The sequence below is a fragment of the Rhodanobacter sp. 7MK24 genome (genome assembly GCF_014842995.1).
Taxonomy (GTDB): Bacteria; Pseudomonadota; Gammaproteobacteria; order Xanthomonadales; family Rhodanobacteraceae; genus Rhodanobacter_A.
In genome coordinates, this window is sequence record NZ_JACYXL010000005.1 from 163,257 (window position 1) to 189,134 (window position 25,878).

At 67.0% G+C, this 25,878-nt stretch carries 28 protein-coding genes; 5 read left to right on the forward strand and 23 right to left on the reverse strand.

Annotated elements, in window-relative coordinates; all coding sequences use genetic code 11:
• Window positions 1–5: 5 nt before the first annotated feature.
• Window positions 6–1,019 carry a C13 family peptidase gene (locus IHE49_RS10910; protein ID WP_192157754.1) on the forward strand — a complete coding sequence of 338 codons (1,014 nt, stop codon included), beginning with the start codon at window positions 6–8 and terminating at the stop codon, window positions 1,017–1,019.
• 373 nt (window positions 1,020–1,392) lie between these two features.
• On the opposite strand, the gene hisIE is transcribed toward IHE49_RS10910, so the two are convergent.
• The 15 genes from hisIE to gltX all read right to left on the reverse strand — a co-directional run bounded on the left by hisIE (window position 1,393) and on the right by gltX (window position 13,259).
• Window positions 1,393–2,016 carry a bifunctional phosphoribosyl-AMP cyclohydrolase/phosphoribosyl-ATP diphosphatase HisIE gene (hisIE, locus tag IHE49_RS10915; RefSeq protein WP_192157756.1) on the reverse strand — a complete coding sequence of 208 codons (624 nt, stop codon included), beginning with the start codon at window positions 2,014–2,016 and terminating at the stop codon, window positions 1,393–1,395.
• Window positions 2,017–2,099: 83 nt separating this feature from the next.
• Entirely contained in the window at window positions 2,100–2,873 is a 774-nt protein-coding gene (hisF, locus tag IHE49_RS10920) for an imidazole glycerol phosphate synthase subunit HisF (RefSeq protein ID WP_192157758.1), read from the reverse strand.
• Window positions 2,867–3,595, reverse strand: coding sequence for a 1-(5-phosphoribosyl)-5-[(5-phosphoribosylamino)methylideneamino]imidazole-4-carboxamide isomerase (hisA, locus tag IHE49_RS10925; RefSeq protein ID WP_192157760.1), 729 nt, complete (start codon window positions 3,593–3,595; stop codon window positions 2,867–2,869). Before hisA ends, hisF begins: the two co-directional genes overlap by 7 nt.
• A gap of 10 nt (window positions 3,596–3,605) precedes the next feature.
• A complete protein-coding gene (hisH, locus tag IHE49_RS10930; protein ID WP_192157762.1) occupies window positions 3,606–4,196 on the reverse strand; it encodes an imidazole glycerol phosphate synthase subunit HisH in 591 nt (196 codons plus the stop codon).
• On the reverse strand, window positions 4,196–5,263 hold the full coding sequence (gene hisB, locus IHE49_RS10935; protein WP_192157764.1) for a bifunctional histidinol-phosphatase/imidazoleglycerol-phosphate dehydratase HisB: 1,068 nt from the start codon (window positions 5,261–5,263) through the stop codon (window positions 4,196–4,198). The genes hisH and hisB overlap by 1 nt, the downstream gene beginning before the upstream one ends.
• Complete coding sequence (hisC, locus tag IHE49_RS10940; RefSeq protein ID WP_192157766.1) at window positions 5,260–6,336, reverse strand: histidinol-phosphate transaminase; 1,077 nt, start codon at window positions 6,334–6,336, stop codon at window positions 5,260–5,262. Before hisC ends, hisB begins: the two co-directional genes overlap by 4 nt.
• Window positions 6,333–7,640: a histidinol dehydrogenase gene (gene hisD / locus IHE49_RS10945; RefSeq protein WP_192157768.1), complete on the reverse strand. Its 1,308-nt coding sequence runs from the start codon at window positions 7,638–7,640 to the stop codon at window positions 6,333–6,335. Before hisD ends, hisC begins: the two co-directional genes overlap by 4 nt.
• A 13-nt stretch (window positions 7,641–7,653) precedes the next feature.
• Window positions 7,654–8,547, reverse strand: coding sequence for an ATP phosphoribosyltransferase (hisG, locus tag IHE49_RS10950; protein ID WP_192157770.1), 894 nt, complete (start codon window positions 8,545–8,547; stop codon window positions 7,654–7,656).
• On the reverse strand, window positions 8,544–8,879 hold the full coding sequence (locus IHE49_RS10955; RefSeq protein ID WP_192103839.1) for a YerC/YecD family TrpR-related protein: 336 nt from the start codon (window positions 8,877–8,879) through the stop codon (window positions 8,544–8,546). The genes hisG and IHE49_RS10955 overlap by 4 nt, the downstream gene beginning before the upstream one ends.
• Window positions 8,880–9,068: 189 nt before the next feature.
• Complete coding sequence (locus tag IHE49_RS10960) at window positions 9,069–9,230, reverse strand: 30S ribosomal protein THX (RefSeq protein ID WP_077483554.1); 162 nt, start codon at window positions 9,228–9,230, stop codon at window positions 9,069–9,071.
• A 79-nt stretch (window positions 9,231–9,309) separates the two neighbouring features.
• Window positions 9,310–10,281 (reverse strand): cation diffusion facilitator family transporter, encoded by a 972-nt coding sequence (locus IHE49_RS10965; protein ID WP_192157771.1) that lies wholly within the window; start codon window positions 10,279–10,281, stop codon window positions 9,310–9,312.
• A gap of 150 nt (window positions 10,282–10,431) precedes the next feature.
• Window positions 10,432–10,944 (reverse strand): MerC domain-containing protein, encoded by a 513-nt coding sequence (locus IHE49_RS10970; RefSeq protein WP_192157773.1) that lies wholly within the window; start codon window positions 10,942–10,944, stop codon window positions 10,432–10,434.
• Window positions 10,945–11,012: 68 nt separating this feature from the next.
• Window positions 11,013–11,498, reverse strand: a complete 486-nt coding sequence (locus IHE49_RS10975) for a transcriptional repressor (RefSeq protein ID WP_192157775.1) — start codon at window positions 11,496–11,498, stop codon at window positions 11,013–11,015.
• A gap of 56 nt (window positions 11,499–11,554) precedes the next feature.
• Complete coding sequence (locus IHE49_RS10980) at window positions 11,555–11,833, reverse strand: hypothetical protein (protein ID WP_192157777.1); 279 nt, start codon at window positions 11,831–11,833, stop codon at window positions 11,555–11,557.
• Between the two features lie 25 nt (window positions 11,834–11,858).
• Window positions 11,859–13,259, reverse strand: a complete 1,401-nt coding sequence (gltX, locus tag IHE49_RS10985) for a glutamate--tRNA ligase (protein WP_192157779.1) — start codon at window positions 13,257–13,259, stop codon at window positions 11,859–11,861.
• 28 nt (window positions 13,260–13,287) lie between these two features.
• Between gltX and IHE49_RS10990 the strand changes: the two genes are divergently transcribed.
• The 3 genes from IHE49_RS10990 (at window position 13,288) to IHE49_RS11000 (ending at window position 15,829) form a co-directional block, all read left to right on the forward strand.
• Window positions 13,288–14,049, forward strand: a complete 762-nt coding sequence (locus IHE49_RS10990) for a transporter (RefSeq protein WP_192157781.1) — start codon at window positions 13,288–13,290, stop codon at window positions 14,047–14,049.
• A 93-nt stretch (window positions 14,050–14,142) separates the two neighbouring features.
• A complete protein-coding gene (locus IHE49_RS10995; RefSeq protein WP_192157782.1) occupies window positions 14,143–15,303 on the forward strand; it encodes a glycosyltransferase family 1 protein in 1,161 nt (386 codons plus the stop codon).
• A complete protein-coding gene (locus tag IHE49_RS11000; protein ID WP_192157831.1) occupies window positions 15,281–15,829 on the forward strand; it encodes a phosphatase PAP2 family protein in 549 nt (182 codons plus the stop codon). The genes IHE49_RS10995 and IHE49_RS11000 overlap by 23 nt, the downstream gene beginning before the upstream one ends.
• Window positions 15,830–16,073: 244 nt before the next feature.
• Here the strand turns inward: IHE49_RS11000 and IHE49_RS11005 are convergent, their stop codons facing one another.
• The 4 genes from IHE49_RS11005 to trpB all read right to left on the reverse strand — a co-directional run bounded on the left by IHE49_RS11005 (window position 16,074) and on the right by trpB (window position 19,936).
• Window positions 16,074–16,850, reverse strand: a complete 777-nt coding sequence (locus IHE49_RS11005) for a dienelactone hydrolase family protein (RefSeq protein ID WP_225578369.1) — start codon at window positions 16,848–16,850, stop codon at window positions 16,074–16,076.
• Between the two features lie 64 nt (window positions 16,851–16,914).
• On the reverse strand, window positions 16,915–17,784 hold the full coding sequence (accD, locus tag IHE49_RS11010; protein WP_192157784.1) for an acetyl-CoA carboxylase, carboxyltransferase subunit beta: 870 nt from the start codon (window positions 17,782–17,784) through the stop codon (window positions 16,915–16,917).
• 143 nt (window positions 17,785–17,927) lie between these two features.
• Window positions 17,928–18,728, reverse strand: a complete 801-nt coding sequence (gene trpA / locus IHE49_RS11015; RefSeq protein ID WP_192157786.1) for a tryptophan synthase subunit alpha — start codon at window positions 18,726–18,728, stop codon at window positions 17,928–17,930.
• On the reverse strand, window positions 18,725–19,936 hold the full coding sequence (gene trpB / locus IHE49_RS11020; RefSeq protein WP_192157788.1) for a tryptophan synthase subunit beta: 1,212 nt from the start codon (window positions 19,934–19,936) through the stop codon (window positions 18,725–18,727). The genes trpA and trpB overlap by 4 nt, the downstream gene beginning before the upstream one ends.
• Window positions 19,937–20,039: 103 nt before the next feature.
• Between trpB and IHE49_RS11025 the strand changes: the two genes are divergently transcribed.
• Window positions 20,040–20,933, forward strand: coding sequence for a LysR family transcriptional regulator (locus IHE49_RS11025; RefSeq protein WP_192157790.1), 894 nt, complete (start codon window positions 20,040–20,042; stop codon window positions 20,931–20,933).
• A gap of 10 nt (window positions 20,934–20,943) precedes the next feature.
• Here IHE49_RS11025 and IHE49_RS11030 read toward each other — a convergent pair whose 3' ends face one another.
• From IHE49_RS11030 to IHE49_RS11045, 4 genes are all read right to left on the reverse strand, one after another.
• Entirely contained in the window at window positions 20,944–21,978 is a 1,035-nt protein-coding gene (locus IHE49_RS11030; protein ID WP_225578370.1) for a cupin-like domain-containing protein, read from the reverse strand.
• Window positions 21,979–21,980: 2 nt separating this feature from the next.
• Window positions 21,981–22,610, reverse strand: a complete 630-nt coding sequence (locus IHE49_RS11035) for a phosphoribosylanthranilate isomerase (RefSeq protein ID WP_192157792.1) — start codon at window positions 22,608–22,610, stop codon at window positions 21,981–21,983.
• Entirely contained in the window at window positions 22,607–23,374 is a 768-nt protein-coding gene (gene truA / locus IHE49_RS11040) for a tRNA pseudouridine(38-40) synthase TruA (protein WP_192157794.1), read from the reverse strand. The genes IHE49_RS11035 and truA overlap by 4 nt, the downstream gene beginning before the upstream one ends.
• Before the next feature lie 226 nt (window positions 23,375–23,600).
• Complete coding sequence (locus IHE49_RS11045; protein ID WP_192157797.1) at window positions 23,601–25,826, reverse strand: FimV/HubP family polar landmark protein; 2,226 nt, start codon at window positions 25,824–25,826, stop codon at window positions 23,601–23,603.
• Window positions 25,827–25,878 lie beyond the last annotated feature (52 nt).

The following is a 25,878-nucleotide window of genomic DNA, read 5'->3' on the forward strand; positions in this document are numbered from 1 at the left end:
GCCGCATGCGCACCGTCCTTACCGCCCTGCTCGCCTTCGCCGCCGGCCTGCTGTTGATGCAGTGGCTGCCCAGCCACGCCGCGCCGCCGTCCATTGCCGGCACGACGGTGGCCGCGGCCGGCAGTGTCGCTTCGTCCAGTTCGTCCGCCGACGACGGCGAGGACAGCGAGGGCGACGCCAATTGGCCGCAGCAGGCCCCCACGCCCGAGCAGGTGCTGTACTCCCAGCCCAAGATGCTGCAGGACGAGCTGGCGAAACTGGGGCCGCGCGTTCCCGGCAAGCCCAACCTCTACCTGGTCGCCTTTGCCGGCGACGGCAGCCAGGACGTGTTCCGCAACGAAGCCGAATATGCCGCCAAGCTGTTCCGCCAACGCTTCGGCGCCAGCGCGCACGCGCTGGTGCTGGAGAACAACCCGGCCTCGCTTTCCACGCATCCCATTGCCGGCTGGAACAACCTCGAAGCCGCGTTGACCGGACTTTCCAAAGTGATGCAGCCGGACGACATCCTGATGCTCTACGTCACCACCCATGGCAGCGACGACCACGAACTGCTGGTGGACATGGATCCGCTGCCGCTGGACCAGATCGGTGCGCAGGACCTCGCCGAGATCCTCAAGGAGCACCCGTTCAAGTGGAAGGTGGTGGTGGTCAATGCCTGCTATTCCGGCGGCTTCATTCCTCCGTTGTCCACCAGCGGCACGCTGGTGCTCACTTCCGCGCGCACCGACCGCAGCTCGTTCGGCTGCGGGACCGAGTCCGACCTCACCTACTTCGGCCACGCGTTCCTGGTGGATGCCCTGAACCGTACCGACAACTTCGTGGATGCCTTCGCCCAGGCCAAAACCGAGATCGCGCAGTGGGAGCAGCATGACAAGCTCACGCCCTCGGAACCGCAGAGCTATGTAGGGGACGGCATCGAAGGCGAACTGGATGCCTGGCGCAAGGGCGTTGTGCCCGGCGCCTCTGTACCGTTTATGCCGGCGCCGCCGGCGCCCGCTTCCACCGCGGCGAATCCTTGAGGCTTCCTGACAATCTCCGATTCACTGGGGACCTCGCCCTGCGTTGTCGCAAGTAAGAAGATGGTTTCGATCGCTGCCGCCGCCCGAACTCCTTCCCTGTGCCGGCCCATGCCATCGCAGGAGTGGTGACGAGCAGCGAAGCCGGCGCGAGGTGCCGAGGGCGGGATGCCCATGATCAAGGAGAAGGAACCAGAAGCCACCTAGTTTGATACGCCGGAGCTACAAGCAAATTGTGCAGCGGGTCGCGGAAGCCGTTCATCCTAGGCGACAGGCGGGCTGCCACGCGATATCCGAAAGCTGAGCTACTTCCGTGGCTCGCTGTCCAGGCAGTGCAGTTTATGCGGAGAGCTTGAAGGAGCTCTGGGGCGACGCTTCAACCCGCAGCGTGACGCCGCGCCAACACGCCTGCCGCATCGGCAAGCGACAGCCCGCGTGCACGCAACAGCACGACGAGGTGGAACAGCAAATCCGCCGCCTCCCCCAGCAGTTCCTCTTCGCCTTGCGCTACGGCGGCAAGCGCAGTCTCCACGCCCTCCTCGCCTACCTTCTGCGCGATGCGGCGGACGCCGCCTTCGAACAATCGGGTGGTGTAGCTGCCTTGCGGACGATCGGCATCGCGCCGCGCGACCAGCACATCGAGCTCGGCCAGAAAGCCCAGTGGCGGCCGTACGTCGTCGCCGAAGCAGCTGGATGTTCCGTTGTGGCAAGTCGGCCCGTGCGGCTCCGCCTGCAGCAGCAGCGTGTCGGCGTCGCAGTCGACGCGGATGGATTTCAGCGCCAGCACGTGACCGGAGCTTTCGCCCTTTGTCCAAAGACGCTGCTTGCTGCGGCTCCAGAACGTGACGTGGCCGCTGCGCTGCGTTTCCGCCAGGGCATCGGCGTTCATGTAGCCGAGCATCAGCACCTCGCCGGTCAGCCAGTGCTGCACGACGGCGGGCAAAAGGCCGTCGCCCTTGGGCCAGTCGAGTCGCGCAAGATCAGTCTGGATGTCGCTCATGGACGGTACCTGCAGTCGTATGCGCCGAGGCATACAGGAAAGTATGGTTTCTCCGTCATTCCGGCGAAAGGCGGAATGACGAGCTAACAGGCTCGCACGGCCACGCCCTGCCCTTGCAGGTAGCGCTTGAGCTCGGGAATCGCAATCGCGCCGGAGTGGAATACGCTCGCGGCGAGCGCACCGTCCACGTCGGCTTCGACGAAAGCATCGCGGAAATGTTCGATGGTGCCGGCGCCACCCGACGCGATCAGCGGCACGCGGCACAGCGCACGCACCGCGCCGAGCTGTTCGAGGTCGTAGCCCTGGCGCACGCCATCGCTGCCCATGCAGTTGAGCACGATCTCACCGGCACCGAGGCGCTGCGCCTCGGCCACCCAGTCCAACGTGCGACGCGCCAGGGCGCGCGTCTTCGACGGGTCGCCGGTGTACTGGCGTACACGCCACTCGCCGTCGGCGTCGCGCAGCGAATCGACACCCACCACTACGCACTGTACGCCGAAGGCGGCGGCCAGTTCGGCGACCAGCTCCGGCCGTTCCAGCGCCGGGGAGTTCACCGACACCTTGTCCGCGCCCGCGTGCAGTACGGCCCGCGCGTCGTCCACGGAGCGGATGCCGCCTGCCACGCAGAATGGGATGTCGATCACCCGCGCCACCTTCTCCACCCAGCCGCGGTCCACGCTGCGCCCTTCCGGGCTGGCGGTGATGTCGTAGAACACCAGTTCGTCGGCGCCTTCGTCGCGGTAGCGCAGCGCCAGGTCCACGATGCCGCCCATCGCCACGTGGTCGCGGAAGCGCACGCCCTTGACCACCTGGCCATCGCGTACGTCGAGGCAGGGGATGATGCGTCGGCTCAGCATGCCAAAGCCTCTGCCACGGTGAAGCGGCCTTCCAGTAGGGCACGCCCGAGGATCACACCGCGCGCGCCGGCTTCGCGCGCCGCGACGATGTCATCCAGCGAACGCACGCCGCCCGAGGCCTGCACCGCCAGTTGCGGCACGATGCCGGCAAGGTGGCGATACAAGCCGAGGTTGAAGCCGGCCAGCATGCCGTCGCGCTCGATGTCGGTGCACAGCAGATGGCGGGCGCCATGCGCGGCATACCACGGCGCAAGCTCGTCCAGCGTGCGCGTTTCCGCCTTGATCCAACCCGCGCTGGGCAAGGTCCAGCGGCCTTCGGCGTTGCGGGTATCCAGCGCCAATGTGAGCCGCTCGGCGCCGAGCTTTCCCAGCCAACCAGCCACACGCTCGGGATCACGGATCGCCACGCTGCCCACCACGACGCGCGCCACGCCAGCATCGAACAGGCGCTGCAGATCGTCCTCCTCGCGCACGCCTCCTCCAGCCTGCACCTGCATGCCGTCGCGGGCGATGGCCTCGATCACCGCGAGGTTGTCGAGGCTGCCCGAACGCGCGCCGTCCAGGTCGACCAGGTGCAGCCAGCGCGCACCGGCCTCGGCGTAGCGCTGAGCCACGGCGCGCGGATCGTCCGAATAGGTCGTCTGCTGCGCGTAGTCGCCCTGCTTCAGGCGCACCACACGGCCGCCGCGCAGGTCGATGGCGGGAATCACGGCAAAAGTCATACGACACCCGTCATAAGGCGAGGAAATTCTTGAGGAGCCTGGCGCCGACGGTGGCGGAGCGCTCGGGGTGGAATTGCATGCCGTGGAAGTTGCCGCGCGCGACCACGGCGGAGAACGGTTCGCCGTAATTCGCCGAAGCCAGGGTCCACTCGTTCATCGGCACCGCATAGCTGTGCACGAAATACGCCTGCTCGCCGTCGGACAGGTCCTGCAGGAGTGGATGCGCGTTTTGCACGGTCAGGCCGTTCCAGCCCATGTGCGGAACGCGCAAGCCGGGCCGCTCCGCGAAGCGGCACACCGTGGCCGGGATCAGGCCGAGGCACTCGGTATCGCCCTCTTCCGAATGCGCGCAGAGCAGTTGCATGCCGAGACACACGCCGAGCACCGGCTGGGTCAGCGAGCGCATCAGCTCGACCAGGCCCAGCTCGCGCAGCCGCGCCATGCCCGGCCCCGCCGCACCCACGCCGGGCAGGATCACTTTGTCGGCGGCGCGTATCGCCGCGGCATCGGAGGTCAGCGCCGCATCCACGCCGAGGCGTTGCAGTGCGTAACGCACCGATCCGATATTGGTGCCGCCGGCATCGACCAGCACCACGGTCATTACAGCGCCCCCTTGGTGCTGGGCAATTCGTCGCCTTCGCGGCGGATCGCCTGGCGCAGCGTGCGCGCCACCACCTTGAAGCAGGCTTCGACCATGTGGTGCGCGTTGTCGCCGCGCACCGCGAGATGCAGGTTCGCACCCAGCGTTTCGCACAACGAACGGAAGAAGTGCGGCACCATCTCCACCGCCACTTCGCCCACGCGTTCGCGCGGAAAATTGCCCTCGAACACGAAGTACGGGCGACCGGAAAGATCCAGCCGCGCCTCCGCCGCGCTCTCGTCCATCGGCAGGCAGAACCCGTAGCGACCGATGCCGCGTTTGTCGCCCAGCGCCTGCTTGAGCGCCTGCCCCAGCGCCAGCGCGCAATCCTCGACAGTGTGGTGCTCGTCGATGTGGATGTCGCCGTCGCAGGAAAGCTCCAGCGCGAAACCGCCGTGCTTGCCGATCTGCTCCAGCATGTGGTCGAAGAAGCCCAGGCCGGTATGCACCTTCGGCTCGGCCAACTTGTCCAGGTCGACGCGAACGCGGATCCGGGTTTCCTTGGTATTGCGTACCGCCTCGGCGATGCGCGGCGCATCCAGCACGAGGTGTGCCACCTCGCTCCACGTCGTGCCTTGCGGCCCAACACGCAAACCGCGCACGCCGATGTTCGCGGCAAACTTCAGGTCGGTTTCGCGATCGCCCACCATTACCGAAGCCGCACGGCTCCAGCTGTCGTCGGCCAGCCAGCCACGCATCAGGCCGGTGCCGGGCTTGCGCGTGTCCAGGCCCTCGTGCGGGAAACTGCGGTCGATCAGCACCTCGCGGAAGCGGATGCCCTGCGAGGACAGGATGCGCAGCAGCAACTCCTGCGGCCCCTGGAAGTCCGCCTCAGGAAAACTCACCGTGCCGAGGCCATCCTGGTTGGTCACCATCACCAGCTCGTAGCCCGCAGCGGCGAAGCGCTGCAGCGCGGCGATCACGCCCGGCAACAGCGCCAACTTTTCGTAGCTGTCGATCTGCTCGTCCTGTGGCTCCTCGATCAGGCAGCCGTCACGGTCGACGAACAGGATCTTGCGTCCGCTCATGCCGCGCCCCGCACCGTCGCCGAGCTGGCCAGCACGGCCAGCACCTGCGCATTGTCCGCCGGTGCGCCGACGGTGATACGCAATGCATCGCCCAGGCCAGGATAGCGGCGTACGTCACGCACCACGATGCCGGCGTCGAACAGGCGCCGATACGCGGCCTCGGCATCGTCGAAACGCACGGTGAGGAAGTTCGCCTGCGAAGGCAGCACGCCACGCACACCCGGCAGCCGGGCCAACGCTGCGCGCATGCGCGCACGCTCGCTGCGCACCACGTCGATGTGCGCGCGGGCGTTCGCCTGGCCCCACCCGGACAGCGCGAGCAGGGCTGCGTCCACACTGGGCAGCGGCAACGGATACGGCGGCATGATCCGGCGCAGCAACGCGATCACGTCCGGATGCGCAAGCAAGCAACCGATACGCGCACCGGCCAGCGCCCAGGCCTTGGAGAGCGTGCGCAACACGGCAAGGTTGTCGTGGCGGTCCAGCAGGTCGGCCACGCTGCCTTCGTCCGCGAACTCCACATAAGCTTCGTCCACCACCAATAGCGCGCGTCCGTCCAGCGCCCGCACCAGGCGCTCGATGTCGTCGCGCGACACCACGCTGCCGGCAGGATTGTTCGGCGTGCAGACGAACACCAGCTTCACTGCATCGGTGACCGCAGCCAGCACGGCGTCCACATCCAGCGTGAAGTCGCCGCGCAGCGGCACCTCGACCACGGCGGCATCCTGGATGCGCGCGCTCACTGCGTACATGCCGAAGGTCGGCGGCTGGATCAGGATCGCATCGCGCCCCGCACGGCAGAAAGCCCGCACCAGCAGGTCGATGGCTTCGTCGCTGCCACGGCCCACCAGCAGCTGTTCGCGGCGCACGTCGTACAGACGCGCCAGCACATCCACCAGAGCCGACGGCTGCGGTTGCGGATAGCGGTTGCAGCCGGTGCCCACATCGCCGGTCGGCGCCCACGCCGATTCGTTCGCGTTCAGCAGCAGCCGCCCGCCGCTGGCCTCCATGCGCGCCGAGGAATACGGCTGCAGGGAGCGGATTTCCGCCCGCGCAAGATCGAGCACGCTCATTTCGTCGTCTCCAGTTCGGTCAATCGCAAAGTCACCGCACGGCGGTGCGCTTCAAGTTGCTCGGCAGCCGCCAGCACGGCGGTGCATGGGCCGATGGCGCGCAGCCCGTCGGCCGAAAGCTCCTGCACGGTGATCTGCTTCTGGTAGCTGGCCACCGATACGCCGCTGTAGCTGCGCGCATGGCCATAGGTGGGCAGCACGTGATTGCTGCCGCTGCAGTAGTCGCCCACCGATTCGGGCGTCCATGCGCCCAGGAAGACCGATCCGGCGCTTTCGATACCGGCCAGCAGCGCGCGCGGCGCGGCCACCTGCAGGATCAGGTGCTCGGGCGCGTAACGGTTGCTCACCTCGATCGCCTGCGCGAGCGACGACACCGAAATCAGGCGGCTCTGCCCAAGCGCCTGCCGGGCGATCTCCGCGCGGGGCAAGTCGGCGCATTGCCGCGCGACTTCCCTCTCGACGCGATCCAGCAGCGAGGCGGACTCGCTGACCAGGATCACCTGCGAGTCCGGGCCGTGTTCGGCCTGCGACAGCAGATCGGCGGCTACGAAAACCGGATTGGCTTCCGCGTCGGCGATCACCAGCACCTCGGACGGACCGGCCGGCATATCGATCGCTGCGCCTTCCGGCTCGGCCGACACCTGCAGCTTGGCCTCGGTCACCCATGCGTTGCCAGGACCGAACAGCTTGTCGCACTTCGGTACGGAAACCGTGCCATAGGCCATCGCGGCGATCGCCTGCGCGCCACCCAGCTTGAACACCTTGTGCACACCGGTGAGGCGCGCGGCATACAGCACCGCGGCATCGCAGCGGCCGTCGGCGCGCGCGGGCGAGCACAGCACCACTTCGCGGCAACCGGCAATGCGCGCGGGCACGCCCAGCATCAAGGCCGTGGAAGGCAGCGGCGCACTGCCTGCCGGCACATACAGGCCTACGCGCTGGATGGGGCGCAGCATGCGCTCCACGCGCACCCCGGGCGCAGTGTCCACGCCCACCGCTTGCGGTGCGGCGGCACGGTGGAAGACCTCGATGCGTCCGGCGGCTTCGCGGATCGCCGCTTTCAAGGCGGGTGCCAGCGACGCCTCGGCATCGGCGAACTCGGCCTCGTCGACTTCGAGTTCCGTCAGGGCGCAACGGTCGTATTTCGCGCTCAGTTCGCGCAGGGCTTCGTCGCCACGGGCACGGACATCGGCGATGATGCGGCCCGTGCCCTCGCGCAGCTCCGCCGCGCGCGATTGCGCAGGCCGCGCCAATGCGGCACAGCGGCCCGGTTCGTCGAGCAAATCCCAATCGATCCAGTTCATGGCAGCCGGCCTTTCATGCAAGCATTTTCTCGACGGGAAGGACGAACATCTCGCGCGCACCGGCCTTCTTGATCTCCTCCAGCTGGCGCCAGCTCACCTCGCCCGCGCACAGCGCCTGCAGCATCAGCTGGTCAGGCTGGCCGGCCACCGGCAGCAAGGTCGGCTGCGGACCACCGGGCAGCAACCGGGTCACCGCATCCAGCGCGGCGCGCGGGGTTTGCAGCAGCAGCAGGCGGGATTCGCGCACCTGGATCACACCATCCAACCGCTTCAGAAGCAGCGCGATCAGATCGCCGCGCTCGTCGGCGGGCATGTTCTGCGGGCCAGCCAGCACCGCCTCGCTTTCCAGCAACACATCGACCTCGCGCAACTGGTTAGCCACCAGCGTGCCGCCACTTTGCACCAGGTCGCAGATCGCGTCCGCGGTGCCGAGCTTCGGCGCGATTTCCACCGAGCCGGCCAGGGTCACCACGCCGGCTTCAACCCCATGCTCGCGCAACCATGCGCCCAGCAGCCCCGGGTACGAAGTGGCGATACGCCGGGCGGCCAGTTGCGCGGGCCCGCTGTAATCGAACTCCTGCGGCACGGCGATGGAAAGCCGGCAGCGGCCGAAACCCAGCGGGCGCAACTCGGCCAGTGGCTCGCTCTCGCGGCCGGCCGTGAGGCGGAACTCGTCGAGCACGTTGCGCCCCACAATGCCCAGTTCGCACACGCCCTGCGCGATCAGGCCGGGGATGTCGTCGTCGCGCACCAGCAGCAAATCCACCGGCTCGCCTTCGCCGAAGCAGAACAGCTTGTCGCGACTCTGCCGGAACGTGAGGCCACAACGCTTGAGCAGCTCCAGCGCCGGCTCGGTGAGCCGGCCCGATTTCTGCATCGCGATGCGCAAACGGTCGCGGGGTTTCATGCGCGTTCCTTCTTCGTTGTGGCACGGCGACGCGTCGCCCGCGCCGCGGCAGCGAGATAACCGCCATTGCCCTGGTTGAGGAAGCGCGCCACCCGGCCGATGGTGGTGATGCTCACCGCGGTGCGCTCGTGGATCTCGCGGTACGCCACCCCGTCCAGCAGGAAGGGCACCACGCGCCAGCGGTCCACCAGCACTTCGAGTTCGGCCGGCGTGCACAGGTCGCGGAGGAAGGCATTCATCTCATCCGCGTCCTTCAGCGACAGCAGCGCCTGGCACAGGCTGAGTTCGGCCGACTCGACGGGCGTCTCGGGATCCAGCGATCGACGTTTCATAATGTATTAATGCGTTAGTACATTGGATCGCCATTGTAGGTAGCAAAGATGCCCGGCGCAAGTCGTTGGGCCTGCCCCTTGTTCAGCGAAGCGTCACCACTCACTTGCGCCAACGACTCCGGGCCGGGAACGCGCCCACAAAAAACCCCGCACAAGGCGGGGTTCTTCGTGATGCGCGGCGAAAGCGGCTCAGGCCGACTTCTTCTTCGGCGCAGCCTTCTTTGCGGCAGCCGGCTTGGTCACGGTCGGCTTGGCGCCAACCACCGCCGGCTGGGCGCCGTGCACGCGGGTATTGCCGTAGCTGCCACGGTAGGTCTTGCCACGACGGGTCTTGCGATCACCCTTGCCCATGGGAATCTCCTCAGGAATAACATGATGGCCTGCCATGATAGCAGTGCCGGCGACGGCACCATAGCCGCCCGCGCCAGGCTCAACCGTGGCCATGGCCGGCACAACCCCGGGGCGGGTCCAGGCAGTCCTCGGGGTCGATCTGCACGGTAACGTGCTGGATGCCGAAGCGTTCCTGCAGCAACCGGTTGATTGCGCGCAGCGCCTGCGCGGCATCGGCCGGGTCATGCAATTCGGCATGCAGAGTGGCCATGCGCGAACCGGAAGCCAGTTGCCACACATGCAGGTGATGGACGCCGCTGATCGCCGGATCGACACCGTTCAACGCGGCTTCCAGCTCGGTCCAGTCCATGCCGTCCGGCACGCCCTCGAGCAGGATGTGCGCGGAACGGCGCAGCAACTGCCAGGCGCTGCCGAGGATCAGCACGGCCACCAGCAACGACAGCACCGGATCGGCCCAGAGCCAACCCAGCCAACGGACCACCAGCGCCGCCAGCACCGCCGCCACCGAACCGAGCAGGTCGCCCAGCACATGCAGGTTGGCGCTGGCCAGGTTCACGTCGTCGTGCGAGTGTCCGTGCAGGCTGCGCAGCACCAGCACGTTCACCAGCAGACCGATGATGGCCACTGCCAGCATCATGCCCGACAGGATCTCGCCCGGGTGCAGCAGCCGCTGGGTCGCTTCCCACGCCACCCAGCCGACCAGCACGAACTGGCTGATGGCGTTGACGAAGCCGACCAGAACCTCCATGCGCCCGTAGCCGTAGCTGCGCCGGGCATCGGCTGGCCGCAGCGCAAGACGCGCGCCGACGTAGGCCATCAGCAGCGCCAGCGCGTCCACCATCATGTGGCCACCGTCGGTAAGCAGCGCCAGCGAGCCCGACCACAGGCCACCGACCACCTCCGCCAGCATCGTGATGGTGGTCAGCGCGAAGGCGAGCAGGAGTTTGCGGCCCCGCGGGTCGGCATGCGCCGAATGGTCATGCCGGTGATCACGCGCATCGACAGCGTGAGGACTCGGGTGATCGTGTTTGCAGGGATGCACGTTGCTCATTCGCAAATGCTAGGAAACGCCGGCCGCGTTACACAATCACCGCACACAATCACCGCGCGGATTTCCAATACCGCTCGGCCGGAAACGGTGTAGCCGAAACCGTCGGGATACTGCAGGCCGCGCATGCCACGCTTGGCGGTCAGCCGGAACTCAATGCACGCATTGCGCGCCGTGCACATGCGCTACTGCATGCACATGCCGGCGGTCGATATAGAGGTTCATGAAGTGCGCCGAGGCCACCAGCAGCCCACCGCAGGTCACCATCACGCTGTGCACGATGATGTGCCGCTCTTCCGACACCCAGACGACGCCGAGCAGCAGCAGCAGCAACCCTGGCACGGCGAGCAACAGCGACAGCGGCTGATGGTGCCGGCGATAACCGCCGATCAGGGCAAACAGCGCCAACGAGGCGGCAAACATCACGAAGTCGCGTTCGAAACGATGCCCCGCCAGGAAACCCAGCCCGAGCAGCGGCAATACGGTAAGTACGAATGGCAACAGCGCGCAGTGGATCGCGCACAGGAATGAAGCCGCGGCGCCCACGCGGTCGGCAAGCTGCCACCAGCGCGAGGACTTCGATGCCCCGCCCACGACGACGGCACCCGCGTCACCCGAGTGCAGCAGCAAGCCGTCGTTATTGGCGGAGCTTTCGATCCTGTCCATATCCGAAATGTTACTTTATAACATCGACACCACACAAGCGACCGCGTCCGCTGGCGACCGGGACGGCTTCAGGTTTTGCGGCAACGCTTGCAGACGCCATGCACTTCCAGCGTCTGTGCCTGGGCGCGGAAACCAAGCACCTTGGCCTGCGCCTCGATCAGCTCGGCCACGCGCTGGTCGCAAACTTCCTCGGCGCCAGAGCAGACGTCGCAGATCAGGAACGGCACCTGGTGCGCCTCGGCCGGATGATGGCAGGAAACGAAGGCATTGATCGACGACAGCTTGTGGATGAAGCCCTGTTCCAGCAGGAAATCCAGCGCACGGTACACCGTGGGCGGCGCCGCATTGCCGTGGCGTTCGCGCAGCTGGTCGAGCAGGTCGTAAGCCTTCACCGGTTTCTCGGCGGCGGCGACCAGCTCCAGCACTTCCATGCGCAGCGGGGTAAGCCGCAGGCCACGTTCCTCGCTGACATGCGCGACCTCACGCACGAAACCCTTCGCGTCGTGCGGATGCGAATGATGGGCGTGCGGCTTGCCAGCGGCTTCATGGGCCAAGTGGATTCTCCTTGCGAGGGATCATACATGCCCGACGCTGCGCGCAATGTGACGGGTCAGCGTCTCAGCGGAGGCGGTTCGACCCGGGGCTTGGCGCGGGGGCGGTGGCAGATCACCAGCCAGCCGATCGGCCCCAGAAACCAGGCCCAGGCGACGCCTTCCCACAGGCGCCCGCGCCACCAGCCCAACAGCGCCCCCACCGCCACGAATGCGAGGTTCCACCAGAACAGCGCAGTCCACGGCACCATCGCCCACAGGTTCAGGAAAACCTGCCAGAACGCACCCGGAGAATTCGGGTCGACGCCATGCGTTGCACGGGCAAGCAGTTCGTCCATGGGGTGCCTGCCCAGGCCGTCTGTTTCAGCCGCGCGCCAGCGTCAGCGCATGGTCGATGCGCCGCAGCGCCTCGTCGCGGCCGCAAAGATAGAGGGTATGGTCGATGGACGGCGATACCTGCGTGCCGGTGATCGCCACGCGCAGCGGCTGGGCAATCTTGCCCATGCCGAGCTCCAGCCTCGCAGCCATCTGCTCGATGACCTGATGGATGGGCTCGGGCCGCCACTCCACCCCGGCCAGCAGCGTCTTCGCCGCTTCCAGCACGGCGACCGCGCCGTCGTTCTTCAGGTGCTTGGCGACAGCCTTGTCGTCCCAGTCGGTGACGGGGCCGTACCAGATCTTCGCGCGCTCGGCCATTTCCTTCAGCGTATGTACGCGGTCGCGCAAGGCCACGATCACGTCGGCAGGCTGCGGACCGTGCACGGCATCGATGCCGGCACGCGCCAGGTGCCAGGCGAATTCGGGCGTAAGCGCCGCCGGATCGTCGGTCTTGAGGTAGTGCTGGTTGAGCCAGTTGAGCTTCTCGGTATCGAAGCGCGAGGCGGCCTTGTTGACGTCGGCGACATCGAACAGCCTGGTCATCTCCTCGCGCGAGAAGATTTCCTGGTCGCCGTGCGACCAGCCGAGGCGTACCAGGTAATTGAGGATGGCATGTGGCAGGTAGCCCTCCTCGCGGTACTCCATCACGCTCACCGAGTTGGTGCGCTTGGAGAGCTTCTTGCCCTCCTTGTCGAGGATCATCGGCAGGTGCGCGAATTCCGGCACCGGCGCGCCCAGCGCGTGGTAGATGTTGATCTGGCGCGGCGTGTTGTTGACGTGGTCGTCGCCGCGGATCACTTCGGTGATCCCCATGTCGATGTCGTCCACCACCACGGCGAAGTTGTAGGTGGGCCAGCCGTCGGAGCGGAAGATGACGAGATCGTCCAGCTCGGCATTGGCCCACTCCACGCGGCCCTTCACCTTGTCCTCGAACACCACCGAACCTTCCAGCGGGTTCCTGAAACGGATCACGCGGTTCGGGTCCTCGCGGTACGGCTCGTTTCGGTCGCGGTAATGGCCGTTGTAGCGGGGCTTCTCGCCCTTCGCCATCGCCGCCTCGCGCATCGCCTCGATCTCCTCCTTGCTCTCGTAGGCGTAGTACGCCTTGCCCTCGGACAGCAGGCGTGCGGCCACTTCCTTGTAGCGGGCCAGGCGCTGGGTCTGGTAAACCGGAGCCTCGTCGGCGGAAAGACCCAGCCATGCCATAGCATCGAGAATTGCCTGCACCGCTTCGTCGGTGGAGCGCTCGCGATCGGTATCCTCGATGCGCAAGAGGAACTCGCCGCCGCGGCGCCGCGCCTCCAGCCAGCAATACAGGGCGGTGCGTGCGCCGCCGATGTGCAGGAAACCGGTGGGGCTGGGGGCAAAACGGGTGCGGACGGTCATGGAATGTACTGGGGGGCGCGGAGAAACCATGGATTTTAGCCGATACCGCAGCTGGCTCGGCGTGCCGTCATTGCTGCTGGCGGGATTTGTCTCGACTGCGTCAGCGCTGGACAACCCCGGTTACGACCGTCCCGGTCTCGGCTTCACTCCGGTCGTGCTGGGCGCCGGCGACATCACGCTGGAACAAGGTCTGCCGGACTGGAGTCTCGCCCGTGCCAGCAGCGGCGACAGCGCGCAATACACCGCCGACAGCCTGCTGCGGCTGGGTATCGGTCAATCGCTGGAACTGCAATTCGGCAGCTCCTACAACCGACTCAGCCAAGGCGATGCGGTCGACTACGGACGCGGCGACAGCACCTTGGCGCTGAAATTCGCCCCGCCCGCACGCGGCAACTTCAGCTGGGGGCTGCTGGGCAGCATCGAATTCACTGATGGCGCTAGCGACTTCCGCAACCCGCGCCGCCAGTACCTGCTGGGCACCGAGTTCAACTGGCAATTGGACGAACGCAATGGCCTCGCGCTGTACCTGGAAAACGTGCGCAGCGGCGGCCACGACAGCCGCCAACTCGCCGTCAGCGATGGTTACGCCTTCACGCCGAGATTCAGCGGCTACGTCGAATTCGGCGTGATGGACGTGTCCGGCGTTGGCCAAGGCAGCCGCGCCGGCGCGGGCCTGGCATGGATGCTTACGCCACGCGTGCAACTGGATGCCAGCATGCGCCATCGCCTCGATGGCGCTGCGCCCGAGTGGGAAGCCGGACTCGGGATAGCGGTGTACTTCGGCCGCTGAAAACCGCGACCGTCATCCGCCCGTCATGTATTCGCCACCCTTGCGCAAAGCCGCGGCGCGAAGCTGTGCGCAGGTCACGCGAGAGCAACCGTCATGCGCATCGGCATCGTCAGCGAAACCTGGCTACCGGAGATCAATGGCGTCGCGCTCACCGTGTACGGTCTCGCCACCGGTCTGGTGGCACGCGGGCATACAGTCGAAGTGGTGCGTCCGCGTCAGGCGTGCCCGAGTGCCGCCGATGCCCATTTCGAAACCGTGTTCGCCCGTGGCGCGGCCCTGCCCCGCTACCCTGGCCTGCGCTTCGGCCTGCCCGCAGGACGGACCCTGCGCGAGCGTTGGTCGCTGGAACGCCCGGACGCCATCTACATCGCCACCGAAGGCCCGTTGGGCAGTTCGGCGCTGCGCGTGGCGAACGCCCTGCGCATCCCGGTCGCCTCCGGATTCCACACGCGCTTCGACAGCTATGCCAGCCACTACGGCCTGCGTTGGCTCACGCCGCTGGTGCGCGGCCACCTGCGCCGCTTCCACCGCCGCGCCGCCGCCACCCTCGTGCCCACCGAAGCGCTGGCACAGGAGCTCGCCTCGCTCGGCGTGGACAATGCACGCCTGCTGCGCCGCGCTGTGGATACGCAACTGTTTCATCCCGGGCAGCGCGATCCGTCGCTGCGCGCGCAATGGAGCGTCGACGCCGGCACACCGGTGATGCTGTATGTGGGCCGCATCGCAGCGGAGAAGAACCTCGAGCTGGCTGTGCGGGCCTTCCGTACTGCGCAACAACAACTGCCCGCCATGCGCTTCGTGTGGGTGGGCGACGGCCCTGCGCGCGCTGCATTGCAGGCGGCGAACCCGGATTTCGTCTTCGCCGGCACCCAACGTGGCGAAGCATTGGCGCGGCACATCGCCAGCACGGACTTGTTCCCTTTCCCAAGTCTCAGCGAGACCTTCGGCAACGTGATCCTTGAAGCGCTGGCCTGCGGAGTGCCGGTGATCGCCTATCGCGAAGGCGCGGCACGCGAGCACCTGTGCGACGGCTACAACGGTTACTGCATCACGCCCGCCGATGCGGACGCATTCGTCACCGCCACCGCCACATTGGCCGGCAACCCCGGGCTGATCCGCCACATGGGCCGCCGCGCGCACGAAAGCATGGCGCGCCTGTCGCCGGATCAGGTCATCCGCGAATTCGAGTCCTTGTTGCGAGAACTGGCTGAGGAGCAGCGCCATGAGCATCATGCCGTCATCGTCCATGCCTAGAACCGTTGCCTTCGACCGTCGCGTCTGCGTGGCGGCGAACCGCTGGGGCACGCGCCGCGCAGTGGGCGTGTTCTTCGGCACCGTCAGCCGGCTCGGCGACGGCATGTTCTGGTACGCGCTGATGCTGGCCCTGGCCGTCTTGGAGGGACGGCGCGGATTGTTCGCGGCCGCGCACATGGCCGCCACCGGCATTGCTGCCCTGCAGCTGTATCGCCTGCTGAAACGGTACACGCGCCGGCCGCGCCCTTTCCGCGCCTGCCCCGGCGTGATCGCACACGTGCCGCCGCTGGACGAATTCAGCTTCCCTTCCGGCCATACCTTGCAGGCGGTGGGCTTCACCATGGTGGCGCTGGCCTGGTACCCGCTGCTGGCACCGCTGCTGCTGACCTTCACCACGCTGGTCGCCGCATCGCGTGTCATCCTCGGCCTGCACTACCCCAGCGACGTGCTCGCTGCGATCGGCATCGGCGGTGCGCTTGGCACACTGTCGTTGTGGCTGGTGCACGCCATGACCATGCTTGTCTGAGCAAAATCTGCGCATCGCGTCGCGCACCACTGTGCGCTCAAGCACTTGCGCCACCTATCCACAGGCTATGCCCATGTGCTTCCACATTTGTTGTGGAAAACGCGCAAAGGCTTGCGCAGAAATTCGTCAATGCGTGCCAAGTATCTGTTGCCAAAGCCGTGAACACGGCTTGTCCACAGCTTTGTTCGGCAGGCATCCACATTGACTGTGGAAAACACCGCGCAGCCGGGGAAACCTGGCCTCGCTACAGCCTCGATGCGAAAAAGCGGGCTGCGTTCAAATGAGCCGCGCAGGCCTGTGGTGTTGCCGCATCGAGAAAAAAGGCATGTCCGCCCTTGTAGATATCGAAGTCGGCCTCGTCGCCCAGACGCCTCGCCATTCGCTTGAGTCCTGCTCCCACCGCCAAGGGAAAGGTCTTATCCCCGTCGCCCCATATCAGACGGAGCGGTGGCAAGGCATGCACAGGGTCTGTGTAACCCTCCGGGAATCCGCCATCGACAATCACAAGCGCGTCGATGTCCGTACTGTTGGCCGAGACCGCCAAGGCCATCTCCGCTCCAAGCGATATCCCGAGCAGTCCGACCTTTCCAGCATGCCCAGACTGCGCATGGTAGTAAGTCGCTACGCTACGGATCGTTGCGATCCATCCGGACTGGTGTTTGGCGTAGTAGCGCTCGCGGGCATCGGAGCTACCCGCACGGCCGATGGCGCTCACATCCTTCGGGGAAAGGAAGTGCACCAGGCAAGCTCGCAAACCCTCGCTGCGAAGCGCTCGCCCGATCTCCTCATAAGCCGGCGACCAGAACCCCTTGCTGCCACTCAGCACGAGGACCGTCGGGTACGCGAAATCCGCCTTATCGGCGAAACACTCGACCAGCACGCTTCCGGTCGGCGTTTGCAGCGTCAGTGACTCGCGCGCAGCCGCGCTGGCCTTTCCAGTCGTGGCCAAAAACATGAGCGCGAACAGCGCAAGCGAATGGACGCGAGCCCAACGTCTCATCATCATCACGACCGAGGTCAAACGCCCTTCCCCGCGAAACGAACGACGCCGCCCGCAGGCGGCGTCATCGGTTGCGAAGCCGTCGTTACGCCGCGCGCGGCGCCTTTTCCAGCAGGTTGAGCAGGTCGGCGAGCTTGTCGCGCATCTCGCGGCGGTCGACGATCATGTCGATGGCGCCGTGCTCCAGCAGGAACTCGGAACGCTGGAAACCTTCGGGCAGGGTTTCGCGCACGGTCTGCTCGATCACGCGCGGGCCGGCGAAGCCGATCAGCGCCTTCGGTTCGCCGATGTTGATGTCGCCCAGCATGCCCAGGCTGGCGGAGACACCGCCGGTGGACGGATTGGTCAGCACGCTGATGTAGGGCACGCCGGCATCGCGCAGCTTGGCCAGCACGGCGGAGGACTTGGCCATCTGCATCAGCGAATACAGGCCTTCCTGCATGCGCATGCCGCCGCTGGCGGCGAAGCACACCAGCGCACTTTTCTCGGCCAGCGCCCGCTCGCCCGCGCGGGCGAATTTCTCACCGCCCACCGATCCCATCGAGCCGCCGACGAAGCCGAACTCGAATGCGGTAGCGACCAGCGGACGGCCCTTCAGGCGGCCGTTCATCGCGACCAGCGCGTCCTTCTCGCCGCTGCTCTTCTGCGAGGCGACGATGCGCTCGCGGTATTTCTTGGAATCGCGGAACTTGAGTGGGTCGGTGGCCTCCATGCTCGGCCACAGTTCCTGCGTGGAGCCTTCGTCGAACAACGCGAGCAGGCGCGTGCGGGCACGGATGGCGTGATGGTGCCCGCACTTGGGGCAGACCATCAGGTTGCGCTCCAGCTCCGGCTTGTACAGCACCGAGCCACAGCCTGCGCACTTCTCCCACACGCCCTCGGGCACCTTGCCCTTGCCTGCACCGGAGCCTTGCGTGTGCGCACGCGGGTTCATGATTTTCTGCAGCCAGTTCATAGCGATGCCTCTAGTGAAGCGCGCATTCTAGCCGAGATCGCTGGAAGCACCGGACGCCGGCGTGTGGTGCGCTCCTTCAGCGGAGCCCGAAGTGACTCTCGAGATCGTCCATCGTGCACAGAAAAGTCGCTGAAGAACGCAACTCAACGCGCGTCGAGCGCATCCCGTACGGGTTGCAGGAACGCACGCACGCGTTCGGCAATCTCATCCACCGAAGCCGCGCCCGCCAACCGCTCCACCAGCGCGCTGCCGATCACCACCGCATCGGCGAAAGCGGCAATGGCTTTCGCGCTTTCCGCATCGCGCACACCGAAGCCGACGGCCACCGGCGCCTTCGCATGCGCACGCACGTCCGCCACGCGCGCCGCGATATCCGTGGTGCTCAATCGCGCGGCGCCGGTGATGCCGGCGAACGATACGTAGTAGAGAAAGCCCTCGGCCGCCGCGCACAGTTTCGACAAGCGGTCCGGCGCCGTGGTGGGCGCGGCGAGCAGGATCTGCGCGAGACCGGCCGCGCGCAGCGGCGCCAGCACTTCGGACTCTTCCAGCGGGCAGTCCACCAGCAGCACGCCGTCGACGCCGGCCTGCACGGCTTCCGCCGCGAAGCGCGCATAGCCGTGGATCTCGATGGGGTTCAGATAGCCCATCAACACCACCGGCGTATCGGCATCGCGCCGGCGGAATTCGGTGACCCAGCCCAGCACGTCGCCCAGGCCCACTCCCTTGGCGATGGCACGCTCGCTGGCGTGCTGGATCACCGGGCCATCGGCCATCGGATCGGAGAACGGCACGCCAAGCTCGATCACGTCGGCACCGGATTCGACCAGTGCGTGCATCAGCGCCACCGCATGTCCGGGCGACGGATCGCCGGCGGTAACGAAGGGAATCAGGCCGGTGCGGCCGGCGGACTTCAGCGCCGCAAAACGACGGTCGATGCGATTCATACCTGCACTCCTTCACGCGCCGCGATGGTGTGCACGTCCTTGTCACCACGACCGGAGAGGTTGCACAGCACGATGCCGTCCTTCGGATACTCGCGCGCCAGCTTGATCGCCTGCGCCACCGCATGGCTGGATTCCAGCGCTGCAAGGATGCCCTCGGTGCGCGCCAGCAGGTGGAACGCCTCCAGCGCTTCGTCGTCGGTGACACCCACGTATTCGGCGCGCCCCGCGTCCTTGAGGAAGGCGTGCTCGGGGCCGACGCCTGGGTAGTCCAGGCCCGCCGACACCGAATGCGTCTCGGTGATCTGGCCGTCGTCGTCGCACAGCACATAGGTGCGGTTGCCGTGCAGCACGCCGGGCCGGCCGGCGGCCAGGGACGCCGCATGATGGCCGGTGGCGATGCCCTCGCCCGCTGCCTCGGCGCCGACGATGCGAACGTCGCGATCGTTGAGGAAGGCATGGAACAGGCCGATAGCATTCGAGCCGCCACCCACGCAGGCAGTGAGTACATCCGGCAGGCGGCCGTACTGCTCCAGCAGCTGCGCGCGCGCCTCGCGGCCGACGATGGCGTTGAAGTCGCGCACCATGAGCGGATACGGGTGCGGCCCGGCCACGGTGCCGATGATGTAGAAGGTGTCGGCCACGTTGGTGACCCAGTCGCGCATCGCCTCGTTCAGCGCGTCCTTCAGCGTCTTCGAGCCGGAAGTCACCGGCACCACTTCGGCGCCTAGCAGCTTCATGCGGTAGACGTTGATCTTCTGCCGCTCGATGTCGGTGGCGCCCATGTAGACCACGCATTCCAGCCCCAGCCGCGCTGCCACCGTGGCGCTGGCCACGCCATGCTGGCCTGCGCCGGTCTCGGCGATGATGCGGGTCTTGCCCATGTGCCGCGCTACCAGCGCCTGGCCCACGGTGTTGTTGATCTTGTGCGCGCCAGTGTGATTCAGGTCCTCGCGCTTGAGCAGAATGCGCGCGCCGCCCACGTGCCTGGTCAACCGCTCGGCGAAATACACCGGGCTGGGCCGGCCCACGTAATGCGTGAGGTCGCGATCAAGCTCGGCGACGAAGGCCGGATCTTTGCGCAGGCGCAGGTAGGCCTCGGTCAGTTCAGCCAGCGGCGCCATCAGGGTTTCGGCGACATAGCTGCCGCCAAACTGGCCGAAGCGACCTTGGGCGTCGGGGAAAGCGTGGAAATCCCGGATCTCGGGCATGGGAACTCCAAAAGGAAGCACGGCGACAGGCTCACACCTTAACGCCTTGGCTTCCCATGAAAAAGCGAAAAGATCGCCTCGATACTTGAGCTAGACTCACAGCATGTCGGATCGCGACCTGCCTTCGCTGAATGCCCTGCGTGCTTTCGAGGCTGCCGCGCGGCTGGGCAGCATGAGCCTTGCCGCACAGGAATTGCACGTCACTCATGGGGCCGTCAGCCGGCAGGTCCGCGCGCTGGAAGAAGCTCTGGGCCAGCCGTTATTCGCCCGGCAAGGGCGTGGCGTCGCGCTCACCGCGATAGGCCAGCAGCTGCGCGAACAGTGCAGCACCGCGTTCGGGCAACTGCGCGAGGGCTGGCTGCAGTTGCGGAATAAGCGCGCTGCCGCGGCCTGCGTTCTCGGCTGTTCCGGCAGTGTGCTCGCGCGCTGGGTGATTCCGCGACTGGAGCGCCTGCGCCACGATCTCCCTGCACTGACGTTGCATCTGGCTGTGCAGGAAGAACCTGTGGTCGACCATCTGGCCAACGTGGATGCTGCCCTGTTGCTGGCCGCGCCGCCGTGGCCCAGCGGCTGGCAGGTGCATGAGCTGGCGCCGGAACGTATCGGACCCGTGCTCAGCCCGCGCTATCCCGGCGCCGACCGTCTGCGCGAGCTGCCCGCCAGCGCGCTGTGCGACGAACCGCTGCTGCATACCGCCTCGCGCCCGCAGGCGTGGCCGGAATGGGCGCGCGCCATGGACCTGCCGCCCGAATCATTGCAGCAGGCCCAGGCCCTGCCCCATCTCTACTTCCTGCTGGAAGCCGCGGCAGCGGGGCTGGGCGTGGCCATCGCGCCGCAGCCACTGGTGGCCGACGACCTCGCCAGCGGGCGGCTGCTTGCACCGTGGGGGTTTCGCGAAACCTCCGCGCGCTGGGCGCTGGTTTCAACACGGCGCACCGACGATGCACGGTTCGCGGCGCTGGCGGACTGGCTGCGCCACGAATTGGCTGAGGCGTGAAACGGCGCTGTCAGAGATTCTGCCGCGCCCCCTCCTTCAGCTTCTCCACGACCTCCGGCGTCTGCGGCCCCAGCACGCCACGGCGATGCTCGGGGATGTGCGCCACGGTTTCCTCGCCGCCGAACACGTAATAGTCCAGCAGCCTGCGCCACTGCTCCCGTTCCGCCGTAGGCAGTTCGCGGAAGGCCAGCAGGCAATGAAACAGCGCCGCGCGCGCGTAGCCGGAGTTGTAGCCGGGCACGTCCACCGGACTCCACCAGTAGTTCATCAACGCGTTGAGCTGCTGCAGCGATTCCACGTTGTGCCACCACAGCGGCGGCATGTAGATCGCGTCGCCGGGGTGGAGTTCGGCCACCTGCGCGGCGGCCAGCGCCTGCTTCAGGCGCGGATAGCGCGGGTCATCGGGCCGGTCCAGTCGCGCCAGGCTGATTGCTGCGCCGGTGGGCGCGAAATCCAGCGGACCGATGTAGAGGTTGGGCAGTTGCTCGGGCGGGAACAGGGTGAAACGCCGCGCGCCGCACAGCACGCAGGCGATGTTGCGCATCGAGTCGAAATGGGTGGGTGTGGTGGCCTTGTTGCCCACCCACAGGCGCGGCTCCACCGAGGGATCGAGGAACGGCAGCTGGTGGTCTTCCAGCAAGCCCGGCAGGCATTCGCGCACGCGCGCGCTCTGGATCACCAGCGCCGGCGCGTTCTCCCGCCGGCTGTAGCTGGCCAGTCGCTGCAGGCCCATGGTTACCGGCACCTTGAAGTGCTGGTAGTTCATCTCGCCCAGGTCCGCCGAGTAGCCGACGATGCCGTCGGCCTCCGGCGCCACCATCAGGGTGCTGACGTCGGTGCCGTTGTCCAGCTCGGCCAGCCGCTGCGCAAAGGCGGTGTCGGACTGCAGCCCGAGCTTCACGAGCGGCCAATCGCGCACCAGGCCACGGATCACCAGCGGCCGATCCCGATCGACCAGGATGCGCGGATCGAACGGATGATCGGCGTCGACCCGGCACTCCTCCATCGCGGTCGGTGTCGGCACCGTGCTGGAACCTTCGCTCATGGCTAGCCTTCCCCTTCGTCCGCGGCGCGCACCGCCGCGATGAAATCATGCAACTTGCCGGCATCCTTGATGCCCGGCGCCGACTCCACGCCGCTGGCCACGTCCACCGCCCATGGCCGCGCCGCACGTATCGCCGCGCCGACGTTGCCCGCATGCAAGCCACCGGCAAGGATCACCGGCTGCGCAAGGCCACGCGGCAGCAGCGACCAGTCGAATGCCTTGCCGCTGCCGCCGGCTTCGCCCGCGACATGGCCGTCCAGCAGCAGCGCGGCGGCGCGAGGGTAGTCGTGCAGGCGCGGCAACGCCGCAGCGCCCTCGCCCATTGCGATGGCCTTGAGGTACGGGCGCCTGAACTGCGCGCACCAGTCGTCGGCCTCGCCGCCGTGGAACTGCAGCAGATCGGGCTGCACCGTCGCGATGACTTCCTCGACCAGGGCAGCCTCGTCGTCCATGAACAAGGCCACGGCATCCACGAACGGCGGGAGGGCCTGGCGGATCGCCCGCGCCTGTTCCAGCGCCACCCGCCGCTTGCTGCGCGCGGTGAACACCAGGCCGATCGCATCCGCGCCCAGCCGGGCAGCGAGCAAGGCGTCCTCGGTGCGGGTCATGCCGCAACACTTGATGCGGGTCATTGCGATACCTCCGCAGGCAGGCCCCAGTGCGCTTCGTAACGCGGGCCGAGGAAGGTCAGGCCCGATGATGGCGCGGTAGGCCCGGCTACTTCGCGATTGCGGCCAGCCAGCAGCTCGGCAACCCATTCGACCGGCTGCTCGCCACGCCCCACCGGCAGCAGCGATCCGACGATGTTGCGCACCATGTGGTGCAGGAAGGCATTCGCCTCGATCTCCACGATCACCTGCTCGCCCTCGCGCCGCACGCCTGCCGCCAGCACACAACGGCGCGGATGGGCGGCCTGGCATGAGGTTGCGCGGAACGCGGAGAAATCGTGTTCGCCCACCAGCGCCTGTGCGGCGGCATGCATGCGAGCGGCATCCAGCGGCAGGCGTTCCCAGGTGACATAACGCGCGTCCAGCGCCGCACGCACCTGCCGGTTCAGGACGGTATAGCGGTAACGCCGGCTGCGGGCGGAAAAGCGCGCATGGAAATCCTCCGCCACCGGCTGCGCCCACAGCACAGCCACGCTGTGCGGCAGGTTGGAAGTGGCGCCGAGCAACCAGCCGCGCATCTCGCGTTCCACCGGCGCGTCAAAATGCACCACCTGGCAGCGGCCGTGCACACCCGCATCGGTTCGCCCTGCGCAGGTCACCTCGACCGGCTGCGCGGCGACCTTCGACAAAGCCTGTTCCAACGCGCCCTGCACCGTGCTGCCATGGGTGAGGCGTTGCCAGCCAAGGAAGTCGGTGCCGTCGTATTCGATGCCCAGGGCGATGCGCATGGATCGTGCTGTCGATTCAAAGCGGAGAGCGTAACAGGCATCTTCCTTGCGATCGCCCCTGATCGCGAAAATCAAACGGACGGCCAGCCGTGGCCACACTCCTCAATCATTCGCGACCATCCCAGGTCGCGAAAATCAAACGGGCGGCCATCCATGGCCGCACTCCTCAAGCACGAACGGGCCGGCATAGCCGGCCCGTTCGTGCTTTACCAATGCAGTGAAACTATCAGTGCAGGTCGTCGAGCAGGCGCTTGGCCACGTCGCGTTGCATCTGGCTGCCCTCGTGCAGTACTTCCTCGAGCATGGCGCGGGCGCCTTCGGGATCGCCCATGTCGAGGTAGGCACGCGCCAGGTCCAGCTTGGTGTCCGCCGGATCGTCGCTGAAATCGCGCGACTCGATATCATGGCCGGCGGGCTGCAGTTCGGCCTCCGGCTCGTCGAACTGCCAGCTCGACCTCACCACCGTCGCATCTTCGTCCGCGGCGGCATGTTGCTCGACCGGTTTGGCCTCGTCGGCGGGTTTGGTGTCGTCGACGTGCTTGGCCGCCGATTCGTGCGGAGGCGTGAGGTCGAAGTTGAAGTTGTACTCGCTCACCTTGACCGGGCTGGTCGGCATCGGCGGCGGGCCGGCCGGCGCGGGCGCCGCGACGGGCTCGGCGGCATAACGGTCGATGTCGAAACCGTGGTGGGCCTCATGTTCTTCCGTCGACGCGCCATCATGGTGCGCGAACAGCGGATGGCCAGGCACCAGGTCCTCGCCCATGCGCACTACCTGCTGCCACTCCTCCTGCTGCGGGTCGGAAACGTGGGCATGCATGGCCTCGGCTGCCGCCTCGAAATGGTCGATGTCGCGGCGACCGTAGTACAAGCTGACCAGCTCCAGGTGCAGGCCGATGTCGTCGGGATGCTCGGCCAGCTGATCGAGCAGCAGGTTCTGGTCGACGTCGTCGGCGTCATGCAGCGGCTCCGAGCCAAAGCGATCGGCCAGCGACGGCGCCAGCTTCGGCAACGAGGACGCAGGCTTCGCCTTGCGGCGACCGAGCAAGGCCCACAGCACCAGCAGCAGGACGACGACGCCACCTGCCACCTCTGCCCAGAGCTGCGAGTACCAGGGCTCGTCGTCGGACGACACCGGTTTGCTGGCGGCCGGCTTGGCCGGCGCTGCCTTGACGGATTCGGCCTTGGCTGGGGCGGCTGCCTGTACGGGCTTGCTCGCCGCGGGTGCCGTTGCGGCGGCGGCAGGCGCTGCCGCCGGCGTGGCCGCTGTCGCGCTGCCGGCCGGTGCCGTCGGCAGTGGGGCGATGCTGGCCGGAGCGGTCGCGGTCTTCGGTGCAGCGGCGGCTGGCGCAGTTGCCGCCGTCGCCGCGTTCGCCGGCTCGGCCGGCGCACCAGCCGCCTTGCGCGCCGCGGCCAGCTTCTGTTGCAGCTCGGCGATTTCGTTGTCCTTGAGCGCGAGCAGACGCTGGTTCTTGCTGTTGATGTCGCTGAGGTCCTTCAAGCGCGACTTCAGGTCATCGCCCTGTTGTTGCAGGGTGGCGAGGCTCTCCTTGCTGCGCTGCAGATCCTGGCGCAGGGCGTCGCTGTTGTCGGTGGCCGATTTGCTGCCCTGCTTGGCCGGCACCAGCGCCAGGTGGTCGCCCGTTGCGCCGGTCGCAGTGGGCGAACTGGAGGTGCCGGCACGCGTACCCGCATCGGCCACATTGGTCGGCGCGCTGCCCACCGTACCGCTGCGCCAGTCGCCGTTCTGGCGACGCACTTCCTCGGCAGCGGTGGCTATCGCGATCGCCTCGGCCTCGGCCTTGCTGGGAATGCGCAGCACCGCGCCTGCCTTCAGCGCATTGATGTTGTCGCGATAGAACGCATCGGGGTTGGTCTGCTTGAGCGCCAGCAACATCTGGTTGACGTCGACGCCAGCCGGCGCCGTCTGGTGGGCCACCGTGGACAGGGTCTGGCCGCGCTCGACCGTCCAGCGCCCATTGGCCGCCTGCCCCGACGATGGCGTACCGGCAGCGCTGCTCGCCTGACGCGGTGCTGCAGCCGGCTTCGCCGCGTGTGCAACGCGCGCAGGCTGCGGCGCGGGACTGCTGCCCGGCGGATCGAGCAGGATGGTGAACTCGCGCACGCTCTTGCCGTTGCCGCCATGGACCTCGACCAGCAGGTCGAGGAACGGATCGTTGACAGCCGTTTCGCTGGTGATGCGGATCACCTTGTGGCCGTCGCCGCCGTCGACCACGGCGAAATGCAGGGGAATCCCGGTGGAAGCGTCACCCGATGCCAGATGCACATTGAGCTGCTGCAGCTCGGCCGGCGAGGCCTGCTGTACCGGGATTTCCGCCAGCAAGGGCTGGCCCAGCGCCGATTTGACCTGGATCTGCCCCAGGTCCATGGCCAACGCCTGGCCGCTGCCAAGAGCCAGAGCCACCAGCAAGGGCAGTTTCAACGAACGATTCATCAGGTGCTCCCCCGAACAAGCCGCAGAGTCCGGGGAGGCCGCCACAATGGCG